We start from the raw sequence: 24,190 nt of genomic DNA, 5'->3' as shown, positions 1-24,190 counted from the left end.
ACAGTTTGTCTATGTCTTTGTCAATAACTTTATGATGAATTTCACTATTTTTTCATATGAAATTGTCATTAATTTTATTCCGGTTTTAGCTTGCCAAAGTGAGGGTATAGTGCATTAGCCAGTTTGATGAACTCGGGTATCGATAATGTTTCCCCTCTTCTGACCGGATCAATACCTGATTGAACAAACGCTTGCTGAATCAATTCCTTTTTTTCCTGTCCTTCAGGGAGTGAGGACTGGAGGTTGTTCCACAGTGTCTTGCGGCGATGCAAGAACGATCCTTGGGTTACTGTGAATAAGAAGTCTTCATCCGCTACAGGAGCGTGTGGCTCTTCTCTACGCGTCAAACTAAGAACAGCTGACTCTACATTCGGTTGCGGAATGAACACTGTCTTCGGTACAATCATAGATACTTCTGCATCCATATAGTACTGGACAGCGATTGATAACGAGCCATATGCCTTCGTGCTTGGTACTGCTGTAATTCGATCTGCTACTTCTTTTTGCATCATAATGACAAGCTGGCTTACGCGTGCTTTTTCCATTAGGAACTTCATGATGATCGGCGTTGTAATATAATACGGTAAGTTGGCCACGACTACGATGTCTTCATAGTCTGCGAACTGTTCTTCAATTACTTGATGAATATCCGCTTTGAGTACGTCTTGATGAATCACGGTGACATTTGGATATGGTGACATCGTATCTTCGAGTACAGGTAACAGGCGGTCGTCTATTTCAAATGCTACAACCTTCCCTGCCTGCCGTGCGAGATGCTCTGTTAACGCACCGATTCCTGGTCCTACTTCAATGACTCCTGTGTCTTTCGTAATCGCTGCGCAAGAGACGATATTATGCAGTACGTTCGAATCCACCAAGAAATTCTGACCTAAACTCTTCTTGAATGAAAATCCGTGTTTCTGTAAAATCTCTTTCGTTCTCACTGGCGTTGCTATGTCTTTATACATCTGTTTTCATTTCCTCCTCGTCGAGAACTTGTATCGCTTCATTTAACTTGGTGACAGAAATCCGAAACATCTCCAGTCGTTTCTTCAATCCTTTACCGTTTACCTGCCCAATATGCAATAACTCCGACAGACGTTCTCTTCGCTTTCTGGAGTCAGTGTGACCGATTAATCTGGCTTCTAGTAATGTCGCCATCGGAATCTCTTCTATTGTATGCTCACTCACCGTGTAAACAGAAGCCAATGCTTGACGAATCGCTTCGTCATTCGCATGTTCAATTCCTACTCCACGTCCATTTTTTGCTATAGTTTCTTTCTTCGGTAAAAATGCATGTTTTACATCGGGGATCTGTTCTTCGATAATTGCTCGAATACGGCGGCCTGGGAAGTCTGGATCGGTAAAGACAATAACTCCACGCGTCCGTTGTGCATGACGAATCCGCTCGATCGTCTTGTCTGAAATTGCCGATCCATTTGTTTCAATCGTATCCGCTCCTGTCGCGCGTTTGACAGCTACAGTATCAGACTTCCCTTCCACCACAACTACTTCTTCTATATTCACAATATTCCTCTTTTCTTACGATATCATTCTTTCTATTTTACTGTGTTTTTTCAATTCTGTACACCATACCGGTAGGAAACGGAAAAAAACCGATAAGAGGAAGAGTTTTCTTCCCCTTATCGGTACACTATTATTAGTTAATGACTTTAATTTTTACTTGACGACGACCAAATGAGTAAGCCGCTTCTTTTGTAGGCATGTGTAAATCGATACGGTTTCCTTTGATAGCGCCACCTGTATCTCCTGCGATTGCATAACCATAGCCTTCCACCCAAACTTTAGAGCCTAGTGGAATTACTCGTGGATCAACTGCGATTAATTTCATATTCGGATTCGCACGCAAGTTAATACCTGTCGCTGTGATTCCTGAACATCCATTACAATAAGCTGTATACGCACTTGCGTTCGCATAGAATTCTTTTCCACCGCTTGGCTCGCTACTAGTACCACGTGATACTGCTACTTGCGCTTTTGCTGGTGTACCGGAAGATTTTGCCGTTGCATTTGCTGGAGCTGCAGTCGCTACCTCTACTTTTGGTGCTTTAGCTCCTACATGGACAACTTTATGTGTAGGTTCTTCTACCATCGTCTTACCAACTAATTCACGAGAAACTACTTTTCCATTCTTTTTCGTAATTTGGAATTTCTTTTGTAGTTTACCCTTTTTACCGTTAGTGACAACTTTTTCTTTACCTTTAAGCATAGTCATATCTGTTTTTCTTTTAGTTTTGAAGTCTGCTGTTTCTTCAACTACATCCGTGATTTTTTCTACACGTGCAATTTTAACCACTGCATTAGATGCCGTCAACTTTGCACTTGTATCGCCTTCTACTTTATCCAAGTTTGCAAGTCGAATGTTTTGGTCTGTCAAAAACTTTCTTACTGTAGTTTGAGTTGACCATACTGTACGCTCTTTACCGCCGTCTTTGACAGTGACAGGGAATGCTTTAGCAATTGCAATGGGTTGGTTTTCTGTGATTTTTGTTTCTAGAGCCGGTTCGATTTCGTCATGTGTACCAACTTCAATCTCCGCTGTTTTAAGTACATCATTTACGGTAGCTTCTGTTGTCCAAAGTTCTTTAGTCTCGCCATCTACATCAATTATTACTTTGTTTGCTTTTTGCCATTTGATCTCTGTATCGTTTTCAAGCGGCGTGTTGACTGTCGGTTCTACTAGATCATGTTTTTGTACTTTTACGTCATTAGCTGCTAGTACTTCTCCCACTGTAGCTGCTGCTGTACGTAATTCTATTTGCTTGCCATTAAGGTCCATTGAGATGTTTTTCTTTTTTCCGTCAATCAATACGAGTGACGTTGTTGCTACGAATAATGCCATTGCCATAAATAAAATTCCAATGCGCATAAACTTAGTGTTCTTCTGAAACATGTTAAGAATTTCCCCTTTCGTTACTCGGCTGAGTATATAGCGTTTAATTTACACTGTCAAACTTCCAAACTACTAACCGTTCATAGCTAGAGACATTTCAGTTTTAATAGACAAATAATTGACATATGTCGTTCACTGAATCTTAAACAGTTGTAATGCATTTGCAGACGTTTGCTTTGCTACTTCCTCAACCGACACTTCTTTCAGCCGCGCAATTTCCTCCGCCACTAATGTGACATAAGACGGTTCATTGCGCTTCCCTCGATAAGGATGCGGTGCTAAGTACGGTGCATCCGTTTCGATCAGTAGCTTATCGAGTGAAATCTTTGTTGCTACTTCTTTCGGCATTCTAGCATTCTTAAACGTCACAGGTCCGCCTAGCGAGATCAGAAAATTCATTTCTATACATTGTTTAGCTGTTTCAACACTACCGCTGTAACAATGCATAATCCCACCGACTTTCGCTGCATTTTCTTCCTCTAGAATACGAACTACGTCGCCTGTTGCGTCGCGATTATGAATAATGATTGGCAACTCTACTTCCTTTGCCAGTCGTATCTGTTTACGGAATAACTCTTGCTGTATTTCTTTTGGTGATTTATCCCAGTGGTAATCGAGACCGGTTTCTCCAATGCCGACGACTTTCGGATGAGCCGACAACTCCTTGATCCAGTGCAGATCACTTTCTGTGCAATCTACTGCATCAACAGGATGCCAACCAATCACTCCATAGATGAACGGGTATTGTTCTACTAACTCCATGGCTTTGTTAATAGTTTTCGTATCAAACCCAACTACGACCATTTTTTCTACGTTTGCATCAATTGCACGTTGAATGACTTCTTCCACGTCTTCTTCGTATTGATCTGCATTTAAATGAACATGTGTATCAATAAACATAGTATCTCTCCTAACACTGTTTTCTATTCTAGTAGCTTTGATTATGTCTTTCATCTCATTTGTATTACAGTTGTGTAACAAAGAGTTTGTCTATTCTGTCTACAGTGTTCAAAATGCTTTACTACCAAACATGCGCAACTAGTAGGTGGTGCGTGGAAAACTTTTAGCTTTTATAGGTTTGATGTAACAATTGTGACATCAAATAAAAGTAAAGCTAAGTGGGTACGAAAACCTTCCGCGAGCACCAAAGTGAGGATAATTATTATACAGCCCTACTTTCCTTCTTACTCATCAACTGACCAAACCATTACACAACAAGCACTAATCACTCATGCGCAACAACAACATAACTCCGCATCCTACTCTTCAATCACTTACATGATGCCTAAAATAAAAAAACTGCCACGAGAAGTCGTTGATTCCAACTTCTAATGACAGCTTTATTACGTGATGTATTATTTTACTTGTGCACCATTCTCTAATGCAGGATCAACTGTCGCAAGTTTTAGCACGCCATCTTTTTCGCCTGCTAAAATCATACCTTCTGATAATTCTCCGCGCAGTTTAACCGGCTTCAAATTTGCTACGACGATTACTTTCATGCCTACTACGTCTTCAGCGCTGTAATGCTGCGCAATTCCAGACACTACTTGACGCTGCTCGTAGCCTAAGTCCACTTGTAGCTTTAACAACTTGTCGGCTTTTGGCATTTTTTCACACGCCGTGACAGTTGCTACACGCATGTCTACATTCATGAATGCGTCAAACGTAATTTCATTTGTTTCTTCTTTCACTTCTTCCACTTTCTCTTCTACTTCAGCAGGTGCTGTGATTGCCATTTGTTTACGGATGTACTCGACTTCTACTTCTGCCTCTAAACGCGGGAAGATCGGAACACCTTTGTTGATGACAGTCGTGCCTGCAGGAATCGCGTAGCCTTCATCTAATGTAACCCACCCCAATGACTCTTCAGATAGACCCAATTGTTCTACCATTTGTTTTGGTGCGTTTGTCATGAATGGCTGCAAAAGTACCGCTGTATGATGAAGAGATAGCGCCAAGTGGTACATAACCGACGCCAACTTCATGCGATCTTCTTCTGATTTTGCCAATACCCATGGAGATGTTTCGTCGATATATTTATTTGTACGAGAAATTAATGCCCACACATCGGAAAGTACGACACTGAATTGCATCTTTTCCATAGATGTCTCGTATTTTTTCACTGTGTGCTGAATCATGTCGCGTAACGGTGCATCAAATTCAGTTGGTACAAGACCTTCTGTAAGGACTTCACCATCGAAATATTTATTAATCATAGAGATTGTTCGATTCAATAAGTTTCCTAAGTCATTCGCCAAGTCATAGTTAATACGCTCAATAAATGCTTCCGGTGAAAATACACCGTCTTGACCAAATGGTAATTCACGAAGCAAGAAGTATCGTGTAGCATCAAGGCCATAGCGTTCAACGAGCATTTCTGGATAGACGACATTGCCTTTAGACTTCGACATTTTGCCATCTTTCATCATGATGAAACCATGTGCAAATACTTTCTTCGGCAACGGTAAATCGAGTGCCATTAAGAAGATTGGCCAATAAATCGTATGGAAACGAACGATATCTTTCCCAACCACATGAACATCCGCAGGCCAATATTTATTGAATAAAGACTCGTCATCGGACATGTAACCGAGTGCTGTAATGTAATTCGTCAATGCATCGACCCAAACGTAAATCACATGTTTTGGATCTCCAGGCACTTTAATTCCCCAGTCGAATGACATACGGGAAACAGATAAATCTTCAAGTCCTGGTTTGATGAAGTTATTGATCATTTCATTTTTACGTGATTCAGGTTCAATAAATGTAGGGTTTTCTTCATAATATGCTAGAAGACGGTCTGCATACTTTTTCATATTGAAGAAGTATGACTCTTCTTCTACGCGGTGAACCGGACGACCACAGTCTGGACAGTTTCCATCTACCAATTGAGACTCGGTAAAATACGATTCACACGGAACACATTTCCATCCTTCATACTGTCCTTTATAAATATCTCCATTATCAAGGAACTTGTTAAATATCTTTTCAACGATTGTCTTATGACGATCTTCCGTCGTACGGATCAAGTCATCATAAGAGATATCCATCAGTTTCCACAAATCTTTCGCGATGTCTGCAATGCCATCGACATATTTAATTGGAGGTAGGCCTTCTTCTTCCGCTTTTTCTTGAATTTTCTGGCCATGCTCGTCCATTCCAGTTAGAAATCTGACATCATAGCCACGTAAACGCTTATATCTCGCCATTGCGTCCGATGCGATTGTCGTGTATGCCGTTCCTATGTGAAATTTCCCACTTGGGTAATAAATAGGTGTAGTGATGTAAAATGTTTTAGATTGATTCTCCACGCGTAATTCCTCCAAATAATTAATGTATATATTCATTTTATAGGATGTTGCACAAAAGTGCCATGTTCTCCTCCGAACCCGTATGTTTTTATAACTTCTTTCAGCTTGCTCAATGACTGCAATCCTCATACCTTCAACATCTTTCATTTTTTGCCTGTCAAAAAGTTATTAAAAATTAATAGTGTTTATTTGAGTTATGATGATTGACGATTATTGGAAGAGTTGGTATGATATTTAACAGACAAGAGAAATATGTCGAATTTTGACGAATGCTAAATCAGGAGTGTAGGAGGAATTTTTTTCATGAAGTCTACTGGAATTGTAAGAAAAGTTGATGAGCTAGGCCGCGTTGTGATCCCGATTGAACTTCGTCGTACGCTCGGTATTGAGCAAAAAGACGCGCTAGAAATATACGTGGACGACGACAAAATTATCTTGAAAAAGTACATGCCGAATATGACATGCTCTATTACAGGAGAAGTGTCAGATGATAACCTTCGTCTGATCGACGGTAAGTTAATTTTGAGTCCTGAAGGCGCAAAACAATTGATGGATGAAATTCAAAATAAAATCAATTGATTTGTAAAAATCCTGATCGCTTACGCGTTCAGGATTTTTTGTCTTATTCTACGTGATATGCCTGATAAACATCCCGTTTACTCAAATCACGAATATCCGCTACTTCCTTGATCGCATCTTTCGAACGAATTTCTTTTTCTTCTATTACATGTTCGACATGCTCCTTAATCGATAAGTCTGTCCACCAAGCAGTCGCGATTTCGTGTTGCACATTCTGATTACCTTCCACAACCAAACAGAACTCGCCTCTAATTTCATTAGATTCTGCCCACTCAACTGCTTCTGCAATTGTCCCTCTCAACAACTCTTCAAATCGTTTCGTCAATTCGCGAGCCATCACAATCTTTCGTTCGTCCCCAAATTGTTCTGCTAGACTGCGCAATGTTTGTTTTAAACGATGTGGCGCCTCATAAAATAATAATGTTTCTTCATAGCGCTGTAATTTCTCCAGCTGTGTTTTTAGCTCTTTCTTTTGGCGCGATAGAAACCCAAAAAACAGAAATGGTTGTGGTGCAATGCCTGAAGCTACTAATGCTGTAACAGCTGCGTTCGGTCCCGGAACGGAAACGACAGCGATTCCCTGCTCAATCGCTAATTCCACAAGGTCTGCACCGGGGTCTGAAATACATGGCATTCCTGCATCACTGACAATAGCAATATCTTTCCCATCTTGAAGGAATTCTATAATTCTTTCTCCCGCCACACGTGTATTATGTTCGTGATAGCTGATCAATTGTGTAGTAATCTCAAAATGATTACATAATTTGATCGTATTACGCGTATCCTCGGCCGCAATATAATCTGCTTCCTGTAAGATGCGGACTGCACGGAATGTCATGTCTTCGAGGTTGCCGATTGGTGTGCCTACAATGAACAACTTCCCGAACTTTGTTGCTTCGGCACTCTTTTGTGACGTAATCATGTGGACCGCTCCTTTTTAATATATTGTTCTTTTTCTTTTCGGGTTAATTGTTTAAACTGATATTCTGCTTGCATCGCTTGTCGCTGCGTTTCAAATGATTCTTGATAAATATATTTTACAGGTAGGCGCCCTCTCGTATACTTTGCACCTTTTCCTTCATTATGTACACGCAAGCGTCGTTCTAAATCATTTGTATATCCAGCATAATATGATCCATCATTACATGTCAGAACATAGAAGAAGTGTTCATTCTGCTCCATACAATAACTGCCTCACTTCTTCTGTATACTCCTCATTTTCGCGGTAGACATATAAAGGAGGTAGGATTTTCAGATCAGGTTTTCCATCCTTAATGGCTTCGATTAATAGTGTATTCGCTTCTTTTCCTTCTTTCGGATAGACGAAACGAATGCGCTTTGGCTCTAGACGATACTGCCTCATCGATGTAATGATGTCCAGAAGTCTACCGGGACGGTGGACAAACGCTGCTTTTCCACCTTGTTTCAACAACTCACTTGCAGACTTCACCGCTTGATCCAATGTCAGCTCCACTTCATGCCTAGCAATCGTATAATACTCACTTTTATTTCTAGCACTTGCTTCATTTGCCGGGAAATAAGGCGGATTGCATGTAACGGCATCATACAACTCATAACCAATTTTTTTCGCAATACCTATGACGTTCCCATTTTCAATCGTAATCTGTTTTTCTAGGCCGTTAAGCGCTATACTTCTCTGCGCCATATCCGCTAAGCGTTCTTGTAATTCAATACCAATAATTTCGCCTTTTGTACGAGCACTCAAGAACAAAGGAATTACACCATTACCCGTACATAAATCTACAATCTTTCCACCACGGAACGGCATATAGGCAAAACGCGCCAACAGCACTGCATCTAATGAAAAGGAAAAAACAGAAGGACTTTGAATGATGCGCAAGTCCTCTGCTAATAAATAATCCAGCCGTTCATCACTTTGTAGGTTCACAATCTACACTCCTTCATTCAAAAGAAAAAGCCAATACCTAAAAATAGGAATTGACCTCTCAACCGTTCTGTTTATTTAAGAATGACAGGCAGAATAGACAATCTTCACCTTTACGGCTACTGCCGTAGTGTACATTGCACACATGAAAACCTTCATTGTACAAGCGAGCCAGATTGTCTACGCCTTCGCCCACATCAAGCTTCTTTGGACGTTCATCACGCGCGGCCTCTTCTATTTCTTGTGTAATCTTATCGATTTCATCGAGTCGCGTTCGCAGATGATGGTTTTCCAGACGAAGCGAGTGGTTTTCTTCAGTCATCTTTGCAACAAATCCAATGAGTTCCCTGAATTGTTTTTGCATAGAATCCAACTGTTGTTCAAACTCCATTACCCTGTCAAGAAAGTTCACTTCTTTCAACTGTTCCACCTCATCATTTAGTCAATTGAGCTGTTTCTTTCTGTAAGTCCTCAATCTCGCTCCACGCATATTCTACTACTCGTTCAAATGCTGGTATATTCACTTGAAGCACACGCTCCAATAAGTTCAGTCCGACTACTTTTCCTACTCCATCTTGTGTAATTACTTGTTTACCAAGATCAGGCATTAACGCTTTTGCTTCTTCATATGCGTCATTTTCATACTTCAGACAACACATCAAGCGACCGCATAGTCCGGAAATCTTCGATGGGTTCAGCGAAAGGTTTTGATCTTTTGCCATCTTAATGGATACCGGCTCAAAATCACCTAAAAATGTTGAACAGCAAAGCATTCTACCACACGGTCCAATACCGCCTAGCATTTTTGCCTCATCTCGTACACCAATTTGGCGCAATTCAATTCTTGTCCGGAAAATGGCGGCAAGATCCTTCACTAGATTACGAAAGTCCACGCGACCTTCAGCAGTGAAGTAAAACACAATTTTATTTCGGTCAAATGTATATTCTACATCTACTAAACGCATATCCAATTGATGTTCTGTAATTTTTTCTACGCAGACATCAAATGCTTCATTTGCTTCTTGCTCATTTTCTTTCACACGTTCACGATCACCCTCATCTGCAAGACGAATGATCTTTTTCAGTGGCAAGACGACATCTTCATCATCTATTTCATTACTTCGACTGGCTACTTTACCGTACTCTACGCCTCTTGCGGTTTCCACAATAACATAGTCGCCAATTTCAATCGGCATATCCAATGGGTCAAAATAATATAACTTTCCCGCTTTTTTAAAGCGGACGCCTACGACTTTAAACAAACAATAACCCCTCCTGCATAGTAAGCACCAATTGTTCTAGTAAAAGCGTACGATTCATATTTTGATGCAATCGTTTTTTCGCCTGCAAGACGGCATCTATTTTAACAGTTAAACTGCTATAAGTATTTTTGACAGAATGTCCTGTGAAGACTTCCAATTGATCGGGATAGGATATAGTCGACTGCAACCCTGCTTTGACCGCCACAATATCACGGTATGCAAAGAGAAGTAAATCGAGTCCTTGTTCACAATCACTTTTCTCCTTCATAAAAGGCATCCAATCTGTCTGAATGAACAACAATGCCTCACCTGGAGTTCGCTGTTCAATTGCCTCTACTAATTTTAACACTAATCTCCGTCTCTGTACAAAGGAATCTTCTTGAGCCATTTCATAAGCCGCTTCGACATTTGCTGTCATCATCGTTACAGTGGATGCCATAGAGGCTGTAACTCCTTTTTCTACGAGACTTTCAATACTACTTTGACGATTCATCGACTGTAGTGAAATCCGCTGACAACGTGATTGAATTGTCGGCAATATCGATGGATAGGAGTTTGTAAGCAAAATAGCTGTGACGTTTCCTTCAGGTTCTTCTAGAAACTTCAGCAATGTATTGGCTGCTGAAGAATTCATTCTTTCCGCATTCACAATCACATATACTTTCCGTCCTTCTTCATATCCTTTTTTCGTCATTTTCATAATCAACTCAGACATTTGATCCTTTTTGATGTCCTGTCCATCGGGTCTGATTAGTACTACGTTTGGATGATTACCCGATTCTATACGTTTACACGAGTTACATGTTTCACATGGAACATTTTCTTTTGGATCCATACATAATAATAATTTCGTAAAATATTGCGCAACCGCTTCTTTTCCTGCACCATTTGAACCATCAAATATATAGGCATGTCCAATACGCTGTCTTTTGTGAATCATAGTTAGTCTATCAATAACTTGCTTCTGAGACTGCAATGCATGGTCGTGCAACTTCTGTGACATGCAAGCCCCTCCTTAGTTGGTAAAGATGTTGCAAAAAACCCCGTGCTACATATGATTGCGGCACGGGATCACGTATATAAATTGACAAGAAGACCTTTGATTTCACCTATTTTGGCAAGTAAATCAATGGATGATTCTTCTTCATCCAACAGCGCTTCCGTCAACGCGATTAGTTTTTCATCTATTGTTTGGACAAGATTCAACCGGCGACCTTCACCGAATTGGTTCCATGTATGAGATTGTGTTAACTCAATACCTGAATCTACTGCTTCTTTCAAGAAACGTTTGATTAGCATCTTGTACTTCGCCATATCACGTAAATTCCGAGATCTTGCAAGTCGATCCCCGGCACTTGAGATGTCCCCAAACAACCGTGTAATCTGTTCTCCTTGCAGACGCAATCCTTGTTTTTCTACCATTTGTCCAAATTTGGCATTACCTTGTGTATGCCGAAGGGGATCAGGAGGTAACTTATCCAATCCTGTACGGTATTCACCATTGACTTTCATCAGCATTCACCTCTAGATTAAAAGTGGTGGAACTGTTCAATTGGCAAGACAAATACAGTAGCTCCCCCTACTTCAACTTCGATTGGGTACGGAATATATGAATCAGCATTACCACCCATTGGTGAAACTGGTGCGACCATTTGATCGCGAGAACGACAATTATCACGAATTAAATCCAATGCCTTGGAGACTAAGTCATCCTCCACACCCATTAGAAACGTTGTGTTACCTGCGCGAAGAAATCCACCTGTACTGGCTAATTTTGTATTCCGAAAATCACTTTTAGTCAATGCAGAAGATAATCGGTTACTATCCTGGTCCTGTACCACTGCTACAATCAGTTTCAAAGTACTCTCCCCTTTTCCGATTTCTTAAAAAAATATATTTCTTCTTTATTATATCATGGATTCTTATGTAAGTTGACTTCTGAACTTACAATTTGCCAAACATTTTCAATTACTTGTGCTGGTAATAGTTGTGCATCCACCACCTGGATTCGCCCTTCATTCCCTAGTATCACTTCCTGATAGCCTTTGTACACTTTCTCATGAAACTCCAGCGTTTCCAAGTCCAGACGGTTCTGTTCACGATCTTTGTCTTTCCATATCCGAGTTAATCCTACTTCAGGTGGCACATCGAAGAATATTGTGCAATCGGGCATATATTCCTCAATCGCGAACAAGTTGATTGCTAGTACTTCATCTATGCCTAGTCCACGTGCAAACCCTTGATATGCTAATGAACTGTCAATAAAACGATCACATAATACAATTTTATTTTGTTTCAGAGCAGGTATAATTTTCTCTACTAAATGTTGTCTACGCGCAGCCGCATACAGCAACGCTTCCGTCTTGCCGTCCATCGCACTGTGAGTTGAATCCAAGATGACTTCTCGAATTTTTTCTGCAATAGGAATTCCACCCGGTTCTCGTGTCATGACCACATCTTCTCCATGTGCCTTTAAGCGCTCTGCTACTTTTTGCAATACGGTAGTTTTACCAGCCCCTTCCGGCCCTTCAAAACTAATGAATAATCCTGTCATCTTCTTTTCCCCTATCTATTCAAAAACTACTTTTATTTGTTTCTTCTCTCGATTGATGGCTCCTTGAAATCTACAACCGGCCATTAATAGATCGTATATTTGTACCATGTGTTCTTGGTTAATACGCTCTCCAGCACATAAAAGTGGAATGCCTGGCGGGTACGGAATAATTGCGGCCGCTGCCACTTTTCCAATTGCACTCTGCATACTTACCCATTCTATATCCATCGTATGAAGCTGGTTTGCTGTATATACTACCGACGATGGAGAACTGTTTGACGTAAAGTTGTTGAACCGCATTGAAGTAGTTTCTTTCTCTGCTAAGCAGTCCATCGCTACCTTAAATTGATCCACCAGGTCAACGCAGCTTTCTTCATCCCCTGCTTTCAACAAAGGTAGTACAAGCAACACTTGGTATAGATCCGCCAACTCAGGATAAATGCCCTGCTGCTCCAATGCCTCTTGCAAGACGTATCCCGTATGACCTGCCGCGCGTATGAGCAACTTCAGTTGATCGTCTGTCCTCACTACTTCAACGCGCGCTATGTTGCATAGACCTTGAATTAAATTATTTCTGTATATTTGAAAACTCTCATAGTCTTTTTCATCGTACGTCTCTGCATAATACCTTGCATCATCCAAAGATGCCATCATTAAATAAGATGGACTGCTTGACTGTAACATTTGGAGGTAATGTGCTACTCTTTCTACCTTTACGAATTTTGAACGTATATGTAAAAACGATGCCATCGTCATCGCCGGTAATGTTTTATGCGCAGACTGAACGACCAGATCTGCTCCGAGTTCAAGTGCACTCTTTGGAAATGCGTCATGCACTATAAAGTGTGCTCCATGCGCTTCATCAACGAGAATCGGTATACTATAGCTATGACATACTTCTATAATCTGTCTAAGATCTCTATTTATTATTCCGTAATAAGTAGGCGTGGTAAAAACGGCTGCTTTTACGTCGGGATACTGTGCAAGTGCTTCTTTTACAGTCTTCAAGGAAACCGTTCCAGCGGTTTGCGTCTGTTCATCCCAATCCGGCGATAGAAACACTGGATTCGCACCTGTCAGTTCCAGTGCATTGAATATAGATTTATGTGCATTACGTTGTACCATTACCAAGTCTCCAGGCTGAACTGTTGCATACAGCATAGCCAGGTTTCCTACTGTCGAACCATTCACCAGAAAGAAACTCTGTTCACTTCCATAAAGACATGCCAACTTGTCTTCCGCTTCTTTAATCGCTCCTGTCGCTTCATGCAAGTCATCTAGTCCTGTCAGTTCCGTCAAATCATATGCAAGGGCTTGACGCACAGCAACTGGCAAATCGGATAATGCACCACCTTTATGTCCAGGCACATGGAATGACACCGGACTCCGGTCATGGAAATTCTGCAAAGCTTGCACAAGTGGACGATCTTGATACTTCATCTATTACGCACTCCTTTACTTTCATTCAGTATAGCAAAAAGCGACACTCCTGAGTAAAGGAGAATCGCTATTTGTATGAACCCATACTTACAGCTGTAATTGCTGTAAGTGTATTTCGGTTATTTTTTATGTAGTACTACTGCAGACTTCTCTGAATGTGTTTTCTGTAATATTGCTTGTAACACGACAGCGACAAGGAAGGATGGTGATAATGTATATCACCTTCTATATCACTCTCTATAAAAAATCCCCTTCAGATTCTTCAATCGAACGAGACTTTCCTAATTCACTAGAAATGTGTCGTATATTCTTTGATTCGTTGTATCTAGGATCGATGCCGCCATAATAAAAGATATATGGTGCTTGAAAAGTTGCTCCACATATCTTTTGTTAAAGCATTCATAGCGATCTGCGTGTCCTCACGAAATATTTGTATTAAAAAATATTTCTCCGATTGGTTTATTGAGTACATCCGAGATTTTCTTCATTGTTTTAGCGCTTGGATAGTAAGCTCCATTCTCTATTTTGGATAATGCTGTACGCCCGATGCCTACCCGCTCAGCCAGTTCAGCCTGCGTCAGGTTCATTTCTTTCCTGAGTTCTTTTATATGATTGGCAAACATCCCGTTTTCTCCTCTCACTCTCGCTTTGTAATTGACTGCTTTATTCAGGAACTCCAATGTGGATGTTTCCATTCCACCCATTCGCCATAAAGAAACCCTCATTTGCCCCTCTTCGGCTGCAATTTTCATCCATTGGTACAAAGTCTGCTGATCTCCGTACCAAACAGTGAACGTTTCACCATGTTTATCCTGGTAATCAAAGTACATACCGCCACTGGATGGATCTCTCATAGGTATAACTTTACTTTTCTCAGCAAGATCTTCTGCCTCTGATTCAGTTAGGGTTTTCATCTCATCTTTTCCGTGCAGCCAACTAAAACCGCCAGTTGATAGGGCGATAACCGGTTGCCCAGGTAGAGTTTTCATTTTATTCACTACTATTCGGATGAATTCGTCATCTGCTTTCGGACCCGGCTCCGAATGGCCCCCATATAAATTATATGCCATCATGACGTAGACTGGTCCTACCGGAAAATTATATTGTTCCACGTGTAAATTTGGTTCCAATAGAATGCGTAACGGTTTTCCTTGTGCTTGAAGAACGTCATATAGCTCTTTATAAAATTGAAGCAAGTTGGGTAGGTCTTCTTTACTTATATTTTCATAGTCTATTTCTAGACCTTCAAATTGATAGGCATCGACATATTCCAAAATATTATCAATATGTCTTTTGCGACTTTCTGGTGTTTCTACCAAGCGTCCAATTAACTCAGAATCTTTGTGCACGACTGTTCCATCAGGTAGAAACTGGTCATTTACAATCGTTAAATCGAGAGGTATATTACGTTCCTTTGATAGTTTCTTCATAGCGTCAATAGCATCGTCCATTTCGTCTCGCAAGTACACGTGATCCTCTTCATCAAAATAGGCTGCAAAAACCTGTGCCCTATCTACACCTTGAACTTGTCGGAGGTCTTCCACACCACTTTGCCATTGCCATTCCGTCACCCAAGCTGAAAATTCCAATTCATCTAGAACTGATACATCCATAGTTTGCTGCTTTTTTTCCTGGCATCCACTAACAAAGAAACAGGAAATTACAATGAGTAATATTTTTTTATTAGTAAGCAATGAAATCTCCGCCTTTTTTAGTTCATGCTAGTTGTTAGAAATTATCAACTACCCAGTTCATTGCCGACTTAATTGATCCAACAAACGTATACATTAGTTGCTGTGGCTTTTGTATTTCATTTGTAAATAATATCGTCTTCGCAACATCACTGTTAGCCAAGGAAGCAATCGTCACATCACTGAACTGTGCATCATGAATTGGATCATTAAATTCTCCTGGTATCCATGTAGAACCTAGTGCTAGTTTTCCAGCTTGAATCTCTCGATTGACGACTAGCTTATTGACGACCTTTCTATCATTCAGCCAGACGTTTAATTTATTATCTTGAAGTTCAATTTTAAATTTCTTTTCATTAAATATCTTTTGTCGTTGTGCTTTTTCTGAGGCAGTTTTATCTTGATCCGTTATTTGCTCCATTGTGGCTTTCGGAATCGGCTTTGTTTCAAGTAACTCTTTCAACTGCCCTGCCACCTTTTCTTCAATCACTAGTTCATCGTTTTCAAATGCAATTTTTACATATGAATTGCCATTATCACTACGTCGTAAGTATATGGATTGTTGGCCTTCAGCAGTACCTCCCACTTTTCCTGTGAACTGTATATCCTTGTTAGTACTTTCTGTCAGTATCAATTTTCCATGCTTTTTTGCTTTTGAAGTAAGAGTGATTGTATTATCATGAAACTCCGCTGCGCTTTCAATTGTCTTCCACTGTTTGGCTTGTTTCTCATTACCTTTCACGAAATCTACCTTTTGATTTGTATCACTTAGAATCTTCATGAGTAAATGATTCGTTGACCAAGATGTCTTTGGCTGCACGCGGCTTAGATTATATAGTTCTTTAGCTCTTGTGTTGTATGCATCCCCTTCTTGATTGAAGTGCATATCAAATGTCTTTCTAATCTCTTTGTCATTGACTTCTGTAACCAATTTATTTGCTGTATTATACAGACCATTTGCATGCATAATCATGTAGACGCCAGGCATAGTACCCAATTGTTTTTGATACACATTGCGCATCTCTTCATAGTCATTTGTAATGCGCTTCTCCATTTCCACTCGGTTCTCACTCGGAATCAAGTTCTGATCGCGAATGAAGTCCATTGAAAAGTGATTGTACGAATTGATTTCGTCTTTACTCAGTATTTCTTCGTCATCTCGAATATTCAAGAATGTCCCCTCTTTATTGAAGATATTAATGTATGTTAAACGGTTACCATTACTACCTAATTCCCAAAAGCCACTTTTTTGCATCTGTTTTAGATGTGAAGGTTGAAGAAAACGCTTATCGTTCTCGTCTAATTTGTTGGCAAAAGAGAGCAATGTCGCTTTGTAGTTATACTTCTTCAACAGTGGGTTGACGAATACACTCGTATCCGTACGTCCATCTTCGAAGGCAAGGAACAATGCTTTTTCAGGCAACGGTTTCTTGTTATTGTAGAAATTCAAAATATCTTGTTGAGAGATTGTCTCGTATCCTTGTTCCATCAATGCTTCCAGTTGTTGTTGCAATTGTTTTTTTGCAAATAGAGAGTCTGACCCATCCCTTGATACTCCTGGATACGAAAGAGCAATAAAACCTCGCTTGTTCTTCCACTCTTTAGTGTCTGATGCATCATAACGATTCATTTCGACAAACGTTTGGAACACAAGGAAAACAATAACCAATAAAATACACAATTGAAAAATTGATCGTCTGACTTTCCGTCTATTCTTCTTTTCATAATCTAATATTTCATTACTGTTTCGTTTCATATGTCATTCTCCTTGTCTACAAATTCATATAGTTATGATTTGATAGTTAGAGGATCCTTTTTCTGCTTCTTCCCCAACTTCTTCTCACGCGCTTCAATATCCTGTGGTGTATCGCGCGTTCCCCAAGTTGACTTCCAGAATGTCACCCATGCAACAGGCATCTGCCACAATAGAACAGCCTCATACATCAAAACAAATACAAATCCGAAGACCCACAGACTGCTTTTCTTAAAGAACAAGTAGGTGGCGCTCAGCATAAAGGCCATAAGAAATAGTCCCATCAGGAAAGTTGTGGGGACTATTCCATGAAACAGCGGCACATAGACTAAGTTGTATAGTACGACAACCGGTGCTGCAATTGGTACAATCAGACCCACATAAAAGAACAGAGCCATCAATACTTCCTTCTTCCAAATAAATGTTCCTGCTCGTAGTGATTCACGCAACCAAGAGCGTTTCCAGCGCATTTGCTGCTTTAAAAACACACCAAATTTATCAGGTACAACTGTTGAACAAATTGCCTTATCTTGGTATGCCGTGCGGTGTGTTTGTAGAATATAGTTGGTCATACTGCGGTCATCACCAAATGTTGCTGGCTGTCCTAAGAAAGTTTGATTTAGCCAATTCTCTTGGTTCTCGATAACTAAAGACTTTCTATAGCAAGACAGTGGACCCGATAAACAAGTGACACAGTCAAAGTATGATTCGGCTGCTTTCATGACGCGGAAAGCAATGTAATAACGTACGACTTGTAATTTAGTAATACTGTTTGTATATTTATTTTCAACATCTGTCCTCCCTGCGACTCCCCCCATTTTAGGATCTTGAAACGGCTGGACTAAATTCAAAATAGCATTAGGTTTCAAGATACTATCCGAATCGACAAAAACGACGAGATCATGTTTGGCCATTGCGACACCATCTACTAATGCCTTCCGTTTCCCACCATTTTTCGGCATCACGTATACATGTAAGCGTTCTTTAATTCTGTATATTGCGTCTTCACTTTCTAACTTTTCTACTGCCTTCCAAATATTTTCTACCGTGAGATCCGTAGACTGATCATCGACGACGATTACTTCTAGTTTATCGATTGGATAGTTTTGATTCAGACAACCGTATATCGTTTTTTTGATCCACTCTTCTTCATTAAAAACCGGAATAATAATAGAAACACCTGGACGATAAGTAGAGTTAATTGGTACATTCCTATAGAAAGCACCAAATATATACCGGGTTAGCAAAAATGTAGCTGCAATCAGACTATAGAAATAAATGAACTTATTAAACTTGAAATAGACTAGACTTTCAAAGCGCATTAATACAATAAAGAATGAGACAAGTAAAAGACTGGCAAGTGTGAAGGTAGTAATAAATCTCCACTTTACTCGCTGGAAGTAAGAATCCAGTGACTGAACGAATTTGAAGACCAGATTCCAAGTGATTTCGTCATTCGGCATCTTCACTTCCCGCCAACTAACTGTTCCTCGAATTCTCACCGTCGACTCGTATTCTTCCTCCATCGTTCCTTTAGGCATTTTAAAACGTAAGTTTACGACATCGCCGGCCTTCAGTGAATTCATGGACGAGTCGAAGTCCACAATCAGCTCTTTTTTGGATATTTCAATAGCTTTCATTTTCATTTTGCTACCGACTTTTTTATTTTTCATTATTACGTTGAAATCACATGAGTAGGAATCCTTCAACAGTCGATTTGTTTGGATTATTTTTCCTTCTTCACCTCTCTGCAGTATTGGAATGTTTGGAAGAAGGGTCGATTCACTAGTGTATCTACCTGTTGTTTTGGCATTAGATTTTTCTTTCACCATAATTCCACACCTTTCTTATAGACTCCAATACCGAATATTCTGGTCTTCAAATTGTTTTTTATTAAAGACACCTTTTATATCTACCAGTAATTGAGTAGATTCTGTTTTGAACATTTGTTGAAAATCTACCAACATTAGCCCCCTGTATATTTCATGTGGTACTGCCACGATCACTGCGTGCAAGTCTTTGAATTCATCAATGGAGACAAGTGTGATGTCACATTGTTCTTTGACCGCCTTGGGATCCGCCAATGGATCTGCGACAATTGGTTCGATTCCGTACTCCTTTAATTCCTTGATAATATCGAGTACTTTTGTGTTACGGAAGTCAGGACAATCTTCTTTAAAAGTAAGACCTAGTACACCTACCCTGATAGTATTCATATTCACTTTCTGCTGTACAAGCGTCTTGAGAATTTGCTGGGAAATATACGCAGCCATAGAATCATTGATATGGCGCCCTGCTAGTAGTATTTTAGATCGATATCCACAGTCCTCTGCTTTATACGTTAAATAATAAGGATCGATTCCTATGCAGTGACCGCCTACTAATCCGGGAGAAAACGGTAGGAAGTTCCACTTCGTTTTTGCTGCACGCAATACCGCCTGCGTATCGATTTTCATTTGATTGAACAACATGGAGAGTTCATTCATAAAAGCGATGTTAATATCCCGCTGTGCATTTTCGATAACTTTTGCAGCTTCCGCTACTTTGATGCATTCCGCACGATATACGCCAGCATCTATAATCATTTCATATACACTTGCTACAGTATTTAGTGTTTCCTCATCACTGCCAGAGACAATTTTAATAATGTTTTCAAGTCGATGGACTTGATCACCTGGATTTATGCGCTCTGGTGAATATCCTACTGTGAAATCCGTACCAAATTTCAGGTTGGATGCAGCTTCAAGTTCAAGTATGCACACTTCCTCTGTAACTCCGGGATATACAGTTGACTCATAGACCACGACTGATCCCTTCCTCATATTTCTTCCTACCACCTGGCTGGCCAACTGAAGAGCTTTCAAGTCGGGAAGATTTCCAGCCTGAATAGGTGTTGGAACTGCCACGACGAAAAACTTGGCGTCTTGCAAGTCCTTTTCATTTGATGTAAATAACATGCTCGTATCACGGACTCGTTCATCTCCAACATCACCTGTTACGTCAATTCCAGCAAGTAACTGATCAATCTTCTTTTCACTGACATCGAATCCTATTACATCTGCCACTTCCGAAAATGAGATAGCTACTGGCAGTCCGACGTAACCTAAACCAACGACAGCAATCTTTTCTTGTTTATACATGATTTGCTCGTATAATGAATTGGCCATTCATACCATCTCCATCTTTTAGTTATTCTTCATTCGCATTAATTCTGTCATGTGTTTAAATGTGTAGCCTTGTTCGCGTAATGTATGGATAACTTTAGGAAGGGCTTCAATCGTCTGCGTGCCATCCAAGATGTGAAGTACAATGACACTTCCATCTCCCCGTTTGTTGACAATACGTTTGACAATTTCATCGGCATCGTTTGCTGTATCCCAGTCAAATGGTGTGACATCGTATAATGCAATGCTTTTATAACCTGTCGCCATTGCAATTTTCGCTGTATTTTCATCTATTTCACCAGTAGCAGGACGGAACAGCATAGTCGGTTTCGCTTGAATCGCTTCCGTAATCACTTTATGCGCTTTAACCAAATCCTCTTGTAGTTCTTCAGGTGTCATCCCTGTTACTACCTCATGGCCGTAAGAGTGACTTGCAACTTCATGGCCTTGCTCATAAATAGCGCGTGCTAAGTTTGGGTTCTTCTCTACACCTTTACCAATCAAGAAGAACGTGGAAGGCACTTTCTCCTCTTTCAAAATATCGAGAATCTTTGTTACTGTGTAATCGCTTGCCCAGTCGTCAAATGTCAGCGCGATCACTTTTTCTTCCGTAGGGGCATCGTAGAAGATATTTGGTTTAACAGCTCTATAATTTGGATTAATTTTAATTTCATCATAGCCTGTGACTTGTTCAAGTGGCTTACGCTTAGTACCTCTATCAACTAGTTCTTTTAGTGGAATTAATTTATAGCCTGTTTTTTCAACGGCTTTCGCGATATACGGAATAGCACCAACAACCTCAGGATTAATATCCGTATGCATGGAAATGATCGACCCGCGTGTTATATACCTTTCAATATATTCGCCGATTGATTTAGCACTCTGCATATCCCCTTCCCGTGGGTTGATCGTGTAATTGATAACCGCATCCATGCCAAGCTGTGCTGTTATGGCTTGAAGGTCCTCATTGTATTCACCTGATCTCGTTCTGACATAACGAGGTGTTATACCGGTTTCCTTCTGAATTACTTCATTACTGAGCTTGACTTCTCTATACAGTTGCTCATAACTTATATTGCGAAGATCCTTTTGATTTAATGTGTTGTTTTCAATTTCATGGCCACGATCCAAAATCATTTTGGCGATTTCAGGCTCTTCTGCTACCCGAATGCCCGGCAAAAAGAATGTGGCTGGAATATTGTTTTGCTCTAGTGCATCCAAAAGTGAAACCATCGTCTTTTTGTCAGCCATTCCGTTAAATGTAAGAGATAATTCCTTCCTAGTAGTCCATACATAAGAAAGAACTTCACTTTTTTCACCCACATACGGATCTATCTTTTCACTGGCTAGCGATACCGCTGCTGAATCACCGCTCTTTTCACCCCCAAACAATGGTGAACATCCTCCTACCACTAATAAGGAACTGAGAAGTAACAGTAGCGAAGTAGATTTTAATTTGCTAAGCCTATGAGATTTCCAATTTTCATAACGCATTCTCAACACCTACACTTTCCGTATCATCATCATTTTGATACTTTTATACGTAAGACTTGAATATATAGTTCAGAGTTTGTAGGAAGTATACTAATCGACTCATATTAATAGGAAATTCAGAGCTGCTAATATAATATTTTATTAGTACATTTGATTTATGTTACAGATCTTATAACTATCTTTTCATTGCAATACCTATCGTTCATGCCTTAGACCACTAGCTCTTCATTGGAACTGAACTGTGAACTTAGTACATTCAGATGGATGTAAGAATAGACATTCACATAGTACAAGGTTGTTTTCAATTTTAATAAGGTTATTTATTACCCCCTCTCCAGTAATTCATTATGTGTTGTTTTTCTAAACAAATTGAGCAAAAAAACTTTTGTTCAGCCTCACAACACATAATATGTTGTTTTGTACTTTTTGTCAACACATTTATTAGTTAATTGCACCAATTATTTTAGTATGAAATGAACAGAGAAGTTTGTTATTCTTTTATTTCGGTTAATATGTTGGATATTACTCTATAAATTATTAAACTGAGGGACATGGAGTATAGAAGTACATATAGAAATTGTGTAAAATGGTTATATAGCATAAAATACGGTTTGTTAGTAGTGAATTATTCAACTTCTTTTCTACTTAGTTTTTTTGGTAGTATAGTCTTTCAAATTTATTTTTTACAACGTTTTGTACATTCTCAAGTGAAGTCTTTTTACCTAAAAATATTCATACCAGTATTTTCTGTTATTTATCAATAAATAGGTTATGATAGTAGTACATACTCTTCAATATTAAATTACAAATGGCTAAGGAGAGGATCTATTTGAACGAATTTGGAAAACGCCTACGAAAATTACGTGAACAGAGACAAATGACTTTACGTTATTTGGCAGACCTAGCTGATCTGAGCTACTCTTTCATCGCTTCATTGGAAAAAGGTAGATACAACCCTTCTCGTGAAACGATTTGTGCACTAGCAGCAGCGTTAGAAGCAGATAAAAATGAGTTATTAATATTGGCAGGTTACCTGCCTAATGGAACAGTAGATCAAGCTATCTCTTCATCTAAAAATAATAAGCCGTCTAAAGAACTTGAACTAGAGAATTTATTGCAAGAACAAATATCCTTCAACGGTATAAGGTTATCTGACACAGATAAAAATGCATTGTTAGCATTCATGCAAACTATGTACAATTTAAAAAAATAATCTATTTTACCATTTTAAATTTTCCGACAATACTCAATAGTATTTTATATAAACCTACTATATAATAACTGTAGAATGATTTTTCTATTCACATGTATAGTTGTTGATTCATATAGTATACTTCGGGCTTTATACTTTGAAGTCAACGCTCTAGTACTTGCTGAATAGATAATTATTTACTTTTCCTTTCCCGTCGCTCGTGTCTTCATTCTATTTATTTAGGAGATGAGCAGTATGCCGGCATATATGGTCAATGAGTATTATATTTTTACATCGTACGAAGAAATGTCTTCTCTCATCCATGATATTATCCACTATTCTCTTCTACCCTCCCAACAAGATCGACATTCGTTTTCTATACTTACTGGTGACCTAGACACTACCGCACTTAAATTCCAATCAGACAATGGGCATTCCATTGCTGTACGCTACGAAAGTGAAGACGATATATACTATTCCGTATGATTAGTGAGCCAGCTTCAATCTAATTGAATAGAGATTATTACCATCTAATCCATGGGCTTTATGACATGGATTCTATTATTATTGTTTCAATTCTCTAGCCAGTTGTAAACGTTAAACTAGATTCAACAGCTTTCAACAAATAAGAATCAACAGTTTTCCACAAAAAAATCTACTTTCTATATACTGAAGCTAGTCTATAGAAAGAGAGGTATAGGAAGTGGAAAAGTGGATGGTTTACAATGAAATACATAGATTGCGTAAAGAAGGATTCTCTAACAGTGCAATCTCCAGAAAGCTCAAAATTTCTAGAAATAGGGTGATTGATTATGGGAAAATGAAACCAGATGAATTCTTCAAATTCACATTGTCTTTACAGACTAGAAGTAAGAAGTTAGATCCCTATCGAGATCAAATACTTGAATGGTTAAAGGAGCATCCGGA

General features: G+C 39.5%; 23 protein-coding genes. 3 read left to right on the top strand and 20 right to left on the bottom strand.

Going from position 1 to position 24,190, the window contains the following annotated elements; translation table 11 throughout:
• Nucleotides 1-74: 74 nt before the first annotated feature.
• From rsmA to metG, 5 genes are all read right to left on the bottom strand, one after another.
• The gene (gene rsmA / locus H605_RS0114370; RefSeq protein WP_029054862.1) at nt 75-968 is read right to left on the bottom strand and encodes a 16S rRNA (adenine(1518)-N(6)/adenine(1519)-N(6))-dimethyltransferase RsmA; all 894 of its coding nucleotides are present in this window, start codon (nt 966-968) and stop codon (nt 75-77) included.
• Nucleotides 961-1,527, bottom strand: a complete 567-nt coding sequence (rnmV, locus tag H605_RS0114365; RefSeq protein ID WP_029054861.1) for a ribonuclease M5 — start codon at nt 1,525-1,527, stop codon at nt 961-963. The genes rsmA and rnmV overlap by 8 nt, the downstream gene beginning before the upstream one ends.
• Nucleotides 1,528-1,660: 133 nt before the next feature.
• Nucleotides 1,661-2,914: a G5 and 3D domain-containing protein gene (locus tag H605_RS0114360; RefSeq protein ID WP_037562166.1), complete on the bottom strand. Its 1,254-nt coding sequence runs from the start codon at nt 2,912-2,914 to the stop codon at nt 1,661-1,663.
• Nucleotides 2,915-3,046: 132 nt separating this feature from the next.
• Complete coding sequence (locus tag H605_RS0114355) at nt 3,047-3,814, bottom strand: TatD family hydrolase (protein WP_029054859.1); 768 nt, start codon at nt 3,812-3,814, stop codon at nt 3,047-3,049.
• A gap of 455 nt (nt 3,815-4,269) precedes the next feature.
• Nucleotides 4,270-6,264, bottom strand: a complete 1,995-nt coding sequence (gene metG / locus H605_RS0114350) for a methionine--tRNA ligase (RefSeq protein ID WP_051210612.1) — start codon at nt 6,262-6,264, stop codon at nt 4,270-4,272.
• A gap of 267 nt (nt 6,265-6,531) precedes the next feature.
• Here metG and H605_RS0114345 point away from each other — a divergent pair, with 267 nt between their 5' ends.
• On the top strand, nt 6,532-6,807 hold the full coding sequence (locus tag H605_RS0114345; RefSeq protein WP_029054857.1) for an AbrB/MazE/SpoVT family DNA-binding domain-containing protein: 276 nt from the start codon (nt 6,532-6,534) through the stop codon (nt 6,805-6,807).
• Between the two features lie 43 nt (nt 6,808-6,850).
• Here H605_RS0114345 and rsmI read toward each other — a convergent pair whose 3' ends face one another.
• From rsmI to H605_RS0114265, 15 genes are all read right to left on the bottom strand, one after another.
• Complete coding sequence (gene rsmI, locus H605_RS0114340; RefSeq protein ID WP_029054856.1) at nt 6,851-7,726, bottom strand: 16S rRNA (cytidine(1402)-2'-O)-methyltransferase; 876 nt, start codon at nt 7,724-7,726, stop codon at nt 6,851-6,853.
• Nucleotides 7,726-7,989 (bottom strand): GIY-YIG nuclease family protein, encoded by a 264-nt coding sequence (locus H605_RS0114335; RefSeq protein ID WP_029054855.1) that lies wholly within the window; start codon nt 7,987-7,989, stop codon nt 7,726-7,728. The genes rsmI and H605_RS0114335 overlap by 1 nt, the downstream gene beginning before the upstream one ends.
• Entirely contained in the window at nt 7,976-8,719 is a 744-nt protein-coding gene (locus H605_RS0114330; protein WP_029054854.1) for a tRNA1(Val) (adenine(37)-N6)-methyltransferase, read from the bottom strand. The genes H605_RS0114335 and H605_RS0114330 overlap by 14 nt, the downstream gene beginning before the upstream one ends.
• Before the next feature lie 55 nt (nt 8,720-8,774).
• A complete protein-coding gene (gene yabA, locus H605_RS0114325; protein ID WP_029054853.1) occupies nt 8,775-9,134 on the bottom strand; it encodes a DNA replication initiation control protein YabA in 360 nt (119 codons plus the stop codon).
• Between the two features lie 13 nt (nt 9,135-9,147).
• Entirely contained in the window at nt 9,148-9,975 is an 828-nt protein-coding gene (locus H605_RS0114320) for a PSP1 domain-containing protein (protein ID WP_029054852.1), read from the bottom strand.
• A complete protein-coding gene (gene holB / locus H605_RS0114315; protein ID WP_037562164.1) occupies nt 9,968-10,978 on the bottom strand; it encodes a DNA polymerase III subunit delta' in 1,011 nt (336 codons plus the stop codon). The genes H605_RS0114320 and holB overlap by 8 nt, the downstream gene beginning before the upstream one ends.
• 68 nt (nt 10,979-11,046) lie before the next feature.
• Nucleotides 11,047-11,487 carry a YaaR family protein gene (locus tag H605_RS0114310; protein ID WP_029054850.1) on the bottom strand — a complete coding sequence of 147 codons (441 nt, stop codon included), beginning with the start codon at nt 11,485-11,487 and terminating at the stop codon, nt 11,047-11,049.
• A 17-nt stretch (nt 11,488-11,504) separates the two neighbouring features.
• The gene (locus H605_RS0114305) at nt 11,505-11,834 is read right to left on the bottom strand and encodes a cyclic-di-AMP receptor (RefSeq protein WP_029054849.1); all 330 of its coding nucleotides are present in this window, start codon (nt 11,832-11,834) and stop codon (nt 11,505-11,507) included.
• A 53-nt stretch (nt 11,835-11,887) separates the two neighbouring features.
• A complete protein-coding gene (gene tmk, locus H605_RS0114300; protein ID WP_029054848.1) occupies nt 11,888-12,529 on the bottom strand; it encodes a dTMP kinase in 642 nt (213 codons plus the stop codon).
• 15 nt (nt 12,530-12,544) lie between these two features.
• Nucleotides 12,545-13,969, bottom strand: coding sequence for an aminotransferase class I/II-fold pyridoxal phosphate-dependent enzyme (locus H605_RS0114295; protein WP_029054847.1), 1,425 nt, complete (start codon nt 13,967-13,969; stop codon nt 12,545-12,547).
• Nucleotides 13,970-14,388: 419 nt separating this feature from the next.
• Complete coding sequence (locus tag H605_RS18015) at nt 14,389-15,663, bottom strand: helix-turn-helix domain-containing protein (RefSeq protein ID WP_051210611.1); 1,275 nt, start codon at nt 15,661-15,663, stop codon at nt 14,389-14,391.
• A gap of 34 nt (nt 15,664-15,697) precedes the next feature.
• Nucleotides 15,698-17,416 carry a polysaccharide deacetylase family protein gene (locus tag H605_RS0114280; protein WP_029054846.1) on the bottom strand — a complete coding sequence of 573 codons (1,719 nt, stop codon included), beginning with the start codon at nt 17,414-17,416 and terminating at the stop codon, nt 15,698-15,700.
• A gap of 32 nt (nt 17,417-17,448) precedes the next feature.
• The gene (locus tag H605_RS18010; RefSeq protein ID WP_248681217.1) at nt 17,449-19,086 is read right to left on the bottom strand and encodes a glycosyltransferase family 2 protein; all 1,638 of its coding nucleotides are present in this window, start codon (nt 19,084-19,086) and stop codon (nt 17,449-17,451) included.
• Nucleotides 19,087-19,260: 174 nt separating this feature from the next.
• Nucleotides 19,261-20,580 (bottom strand): nucleotide sugar dehydrogenase, encoded by a 1,320-nt coding sequence (locus tag H605_RS0114270; protein ID WP_029054845.1) that lies wholly within the window; start codon nt 20,578-20,580, stop codon nt 19,261-19,263.
• Between the two features lie 18 nt (nt 20,581-20,598).
• The gene (locus H605_RS0114265) at nt 20,599-21,969 is read right to left on the bottom strand and encodes a polysaccharide deacetylase family protein (protein ID WP_232321182.1); all 1,371 of its coding nucleotides are present in this window, start codon (nt 21,967-21,969) and stop codon (nt 20,599-20,601) included.
• 931 nt (nt 21,970-22,900) lie between these two features.
• On the opposite strand from H605_RS0114265, the gene H605_RS18005 reads away from it, so the two are divergent.
• Together H605_RS18005 and H605_RS0114255 are read left to right on the top strand one after the other, a co-directional pair.
• Entirely contained in the window at nt 22,901-23,284 is a 384-nt protein-coding gene (locus tag H605_RS18005) for a helix-turn-helix domain-containing protein (protein WP_051210609.1), read from the top strand.
• Nucleotides 23,285-23,518: 234 nt separating this feature from the next.
• A complete protein-coding gene (locus tag H605_RS0114255; RefSeq protein ID WP_029054843.1) occupies nt 23,519-23,749 on the top strand; it encodes a hypothetical protein in 231 nt (76 codons plus the stop codon).
• Nucleotides 23,750-24,190 lie beyond the last annotated feature (441 nt).

Source organism: Sporosarcina ureae DSM 2281, from assembly GCF_000425545.1.
GTDB classification, from domain to species: domain Bacteria; phylum Bacillota; class Bacilli; order Bacillales_A; family Planococcaceae; genus Sporosarcina; species Sporosarcina ureae.
The sequence above is the reverse complement of the archived record's forward strand: the minus strand, read 5'-3'. Positions and strand labels throughout refer to the sequence as shown.

What these genes read in the sequence shown, in the direction of transcription:
- H605_RS0114345 (WP_029054857.1), top strand. Translation starts at nt 6,532, where the DNA reads ATGAAGTCTACTGGAATTGTAAGAAAAGTTGATGAGCTAGGCCGCGTT.
- metG (WP_051210612.1), bottom strand. Translation starts at nt 6,264, where the DNA reads ATGAATATATACATTAATTATTTGGAGGAATTACGCGTGGAGAATCAA.
- H605_RS0114295 (WP_029054847.1), bottom strand. Translation starts at nt 13,969, where the DNA reads ATGAAGTATCAAGATCGTCCACTTGTGCAAGCTTTGCAGAATTTCCAT.
- rsmA (WP_029054862.1), bottom strand. Translation starts at nt 968, where the DNA reads ATGTATAAAGACATAGCAACGCCAGTGAGAACGAAAGAGATTTTACAG.
- H605_RS0114280 (WP_029054846.1), bottom strand. Translation starts at nt 17,416, where the DNA reads ATGAAACGAAACAGTAATGAAATATTAGATTATGAAAAGAAGAATAGA.
- H605_RS18010 (WP_248681217.1), bottom strand. Translation starts at nt 19,086, where the DNA reads ATGAAAAATAAAAAAGTCGGTAGCAAAATGAAAATGAAAGCTATTGAA.
- H605_RS0114270 (WP_029054845.1), bottom strand. Translation starts at nt 20,580, where the DNA reads ATGGCCAATTCATTATACGAGCAAATCATGTATAAACAAGAAAAGATT.
- holB (WP_037562164.1), bottom strand. Translation starts at nt 10,978, where the DNA reads ATGTCACAGAAGTTGCACGACCATGCATTGCAGTCTCAGAAGCAAGTT.
- H605_RS0114310 (WP_029054850.1), bottom strand. Translation starts at nt 11,487, where the DNA reads ATGAAAGTCAATGGTGAATACCGTACAGGATTGGATAAGTTACCTCCT.
- H605_RS0114335 (WP_029054855.1), bottom strand. Translation starts at nt 7,989, where the DNA reads ATGGAGCAGAATGAACACTTCTTCTATGTTCTGACATGTAATGATGGA.
- H605_RS0114355 (WP_029054859.1), bottom strand. Translation starts at nt 3,814, where the DNA reads ATGTTTATTGATACACATGTTCATTTAAATGCAGATCAATACGAAGAA.
- H605_RS0114255 (WP_029054843.1), top strand. Translation starts at nt 23,519, where the DNA reads ATGCCGGCATATATGGTCAATGAGTATTATATTTTTACATCGTACGAA.
- tmk (WP_029054848.1), bottom strand. Translation starts at nt 12,529, where the DNA reads ATGACAGGATTATTCATTAGTTTTGAAGGGCCGGAAGGGGCTGGTAAA.
- H605_RS0114360 (WP_037562166.1), bottom strand. Translation starts at nt 2,914, where the DNA reads ATGTTTCAGAAGAACACTAAGTTTATGCGCATTGGAATTTTATTTATG.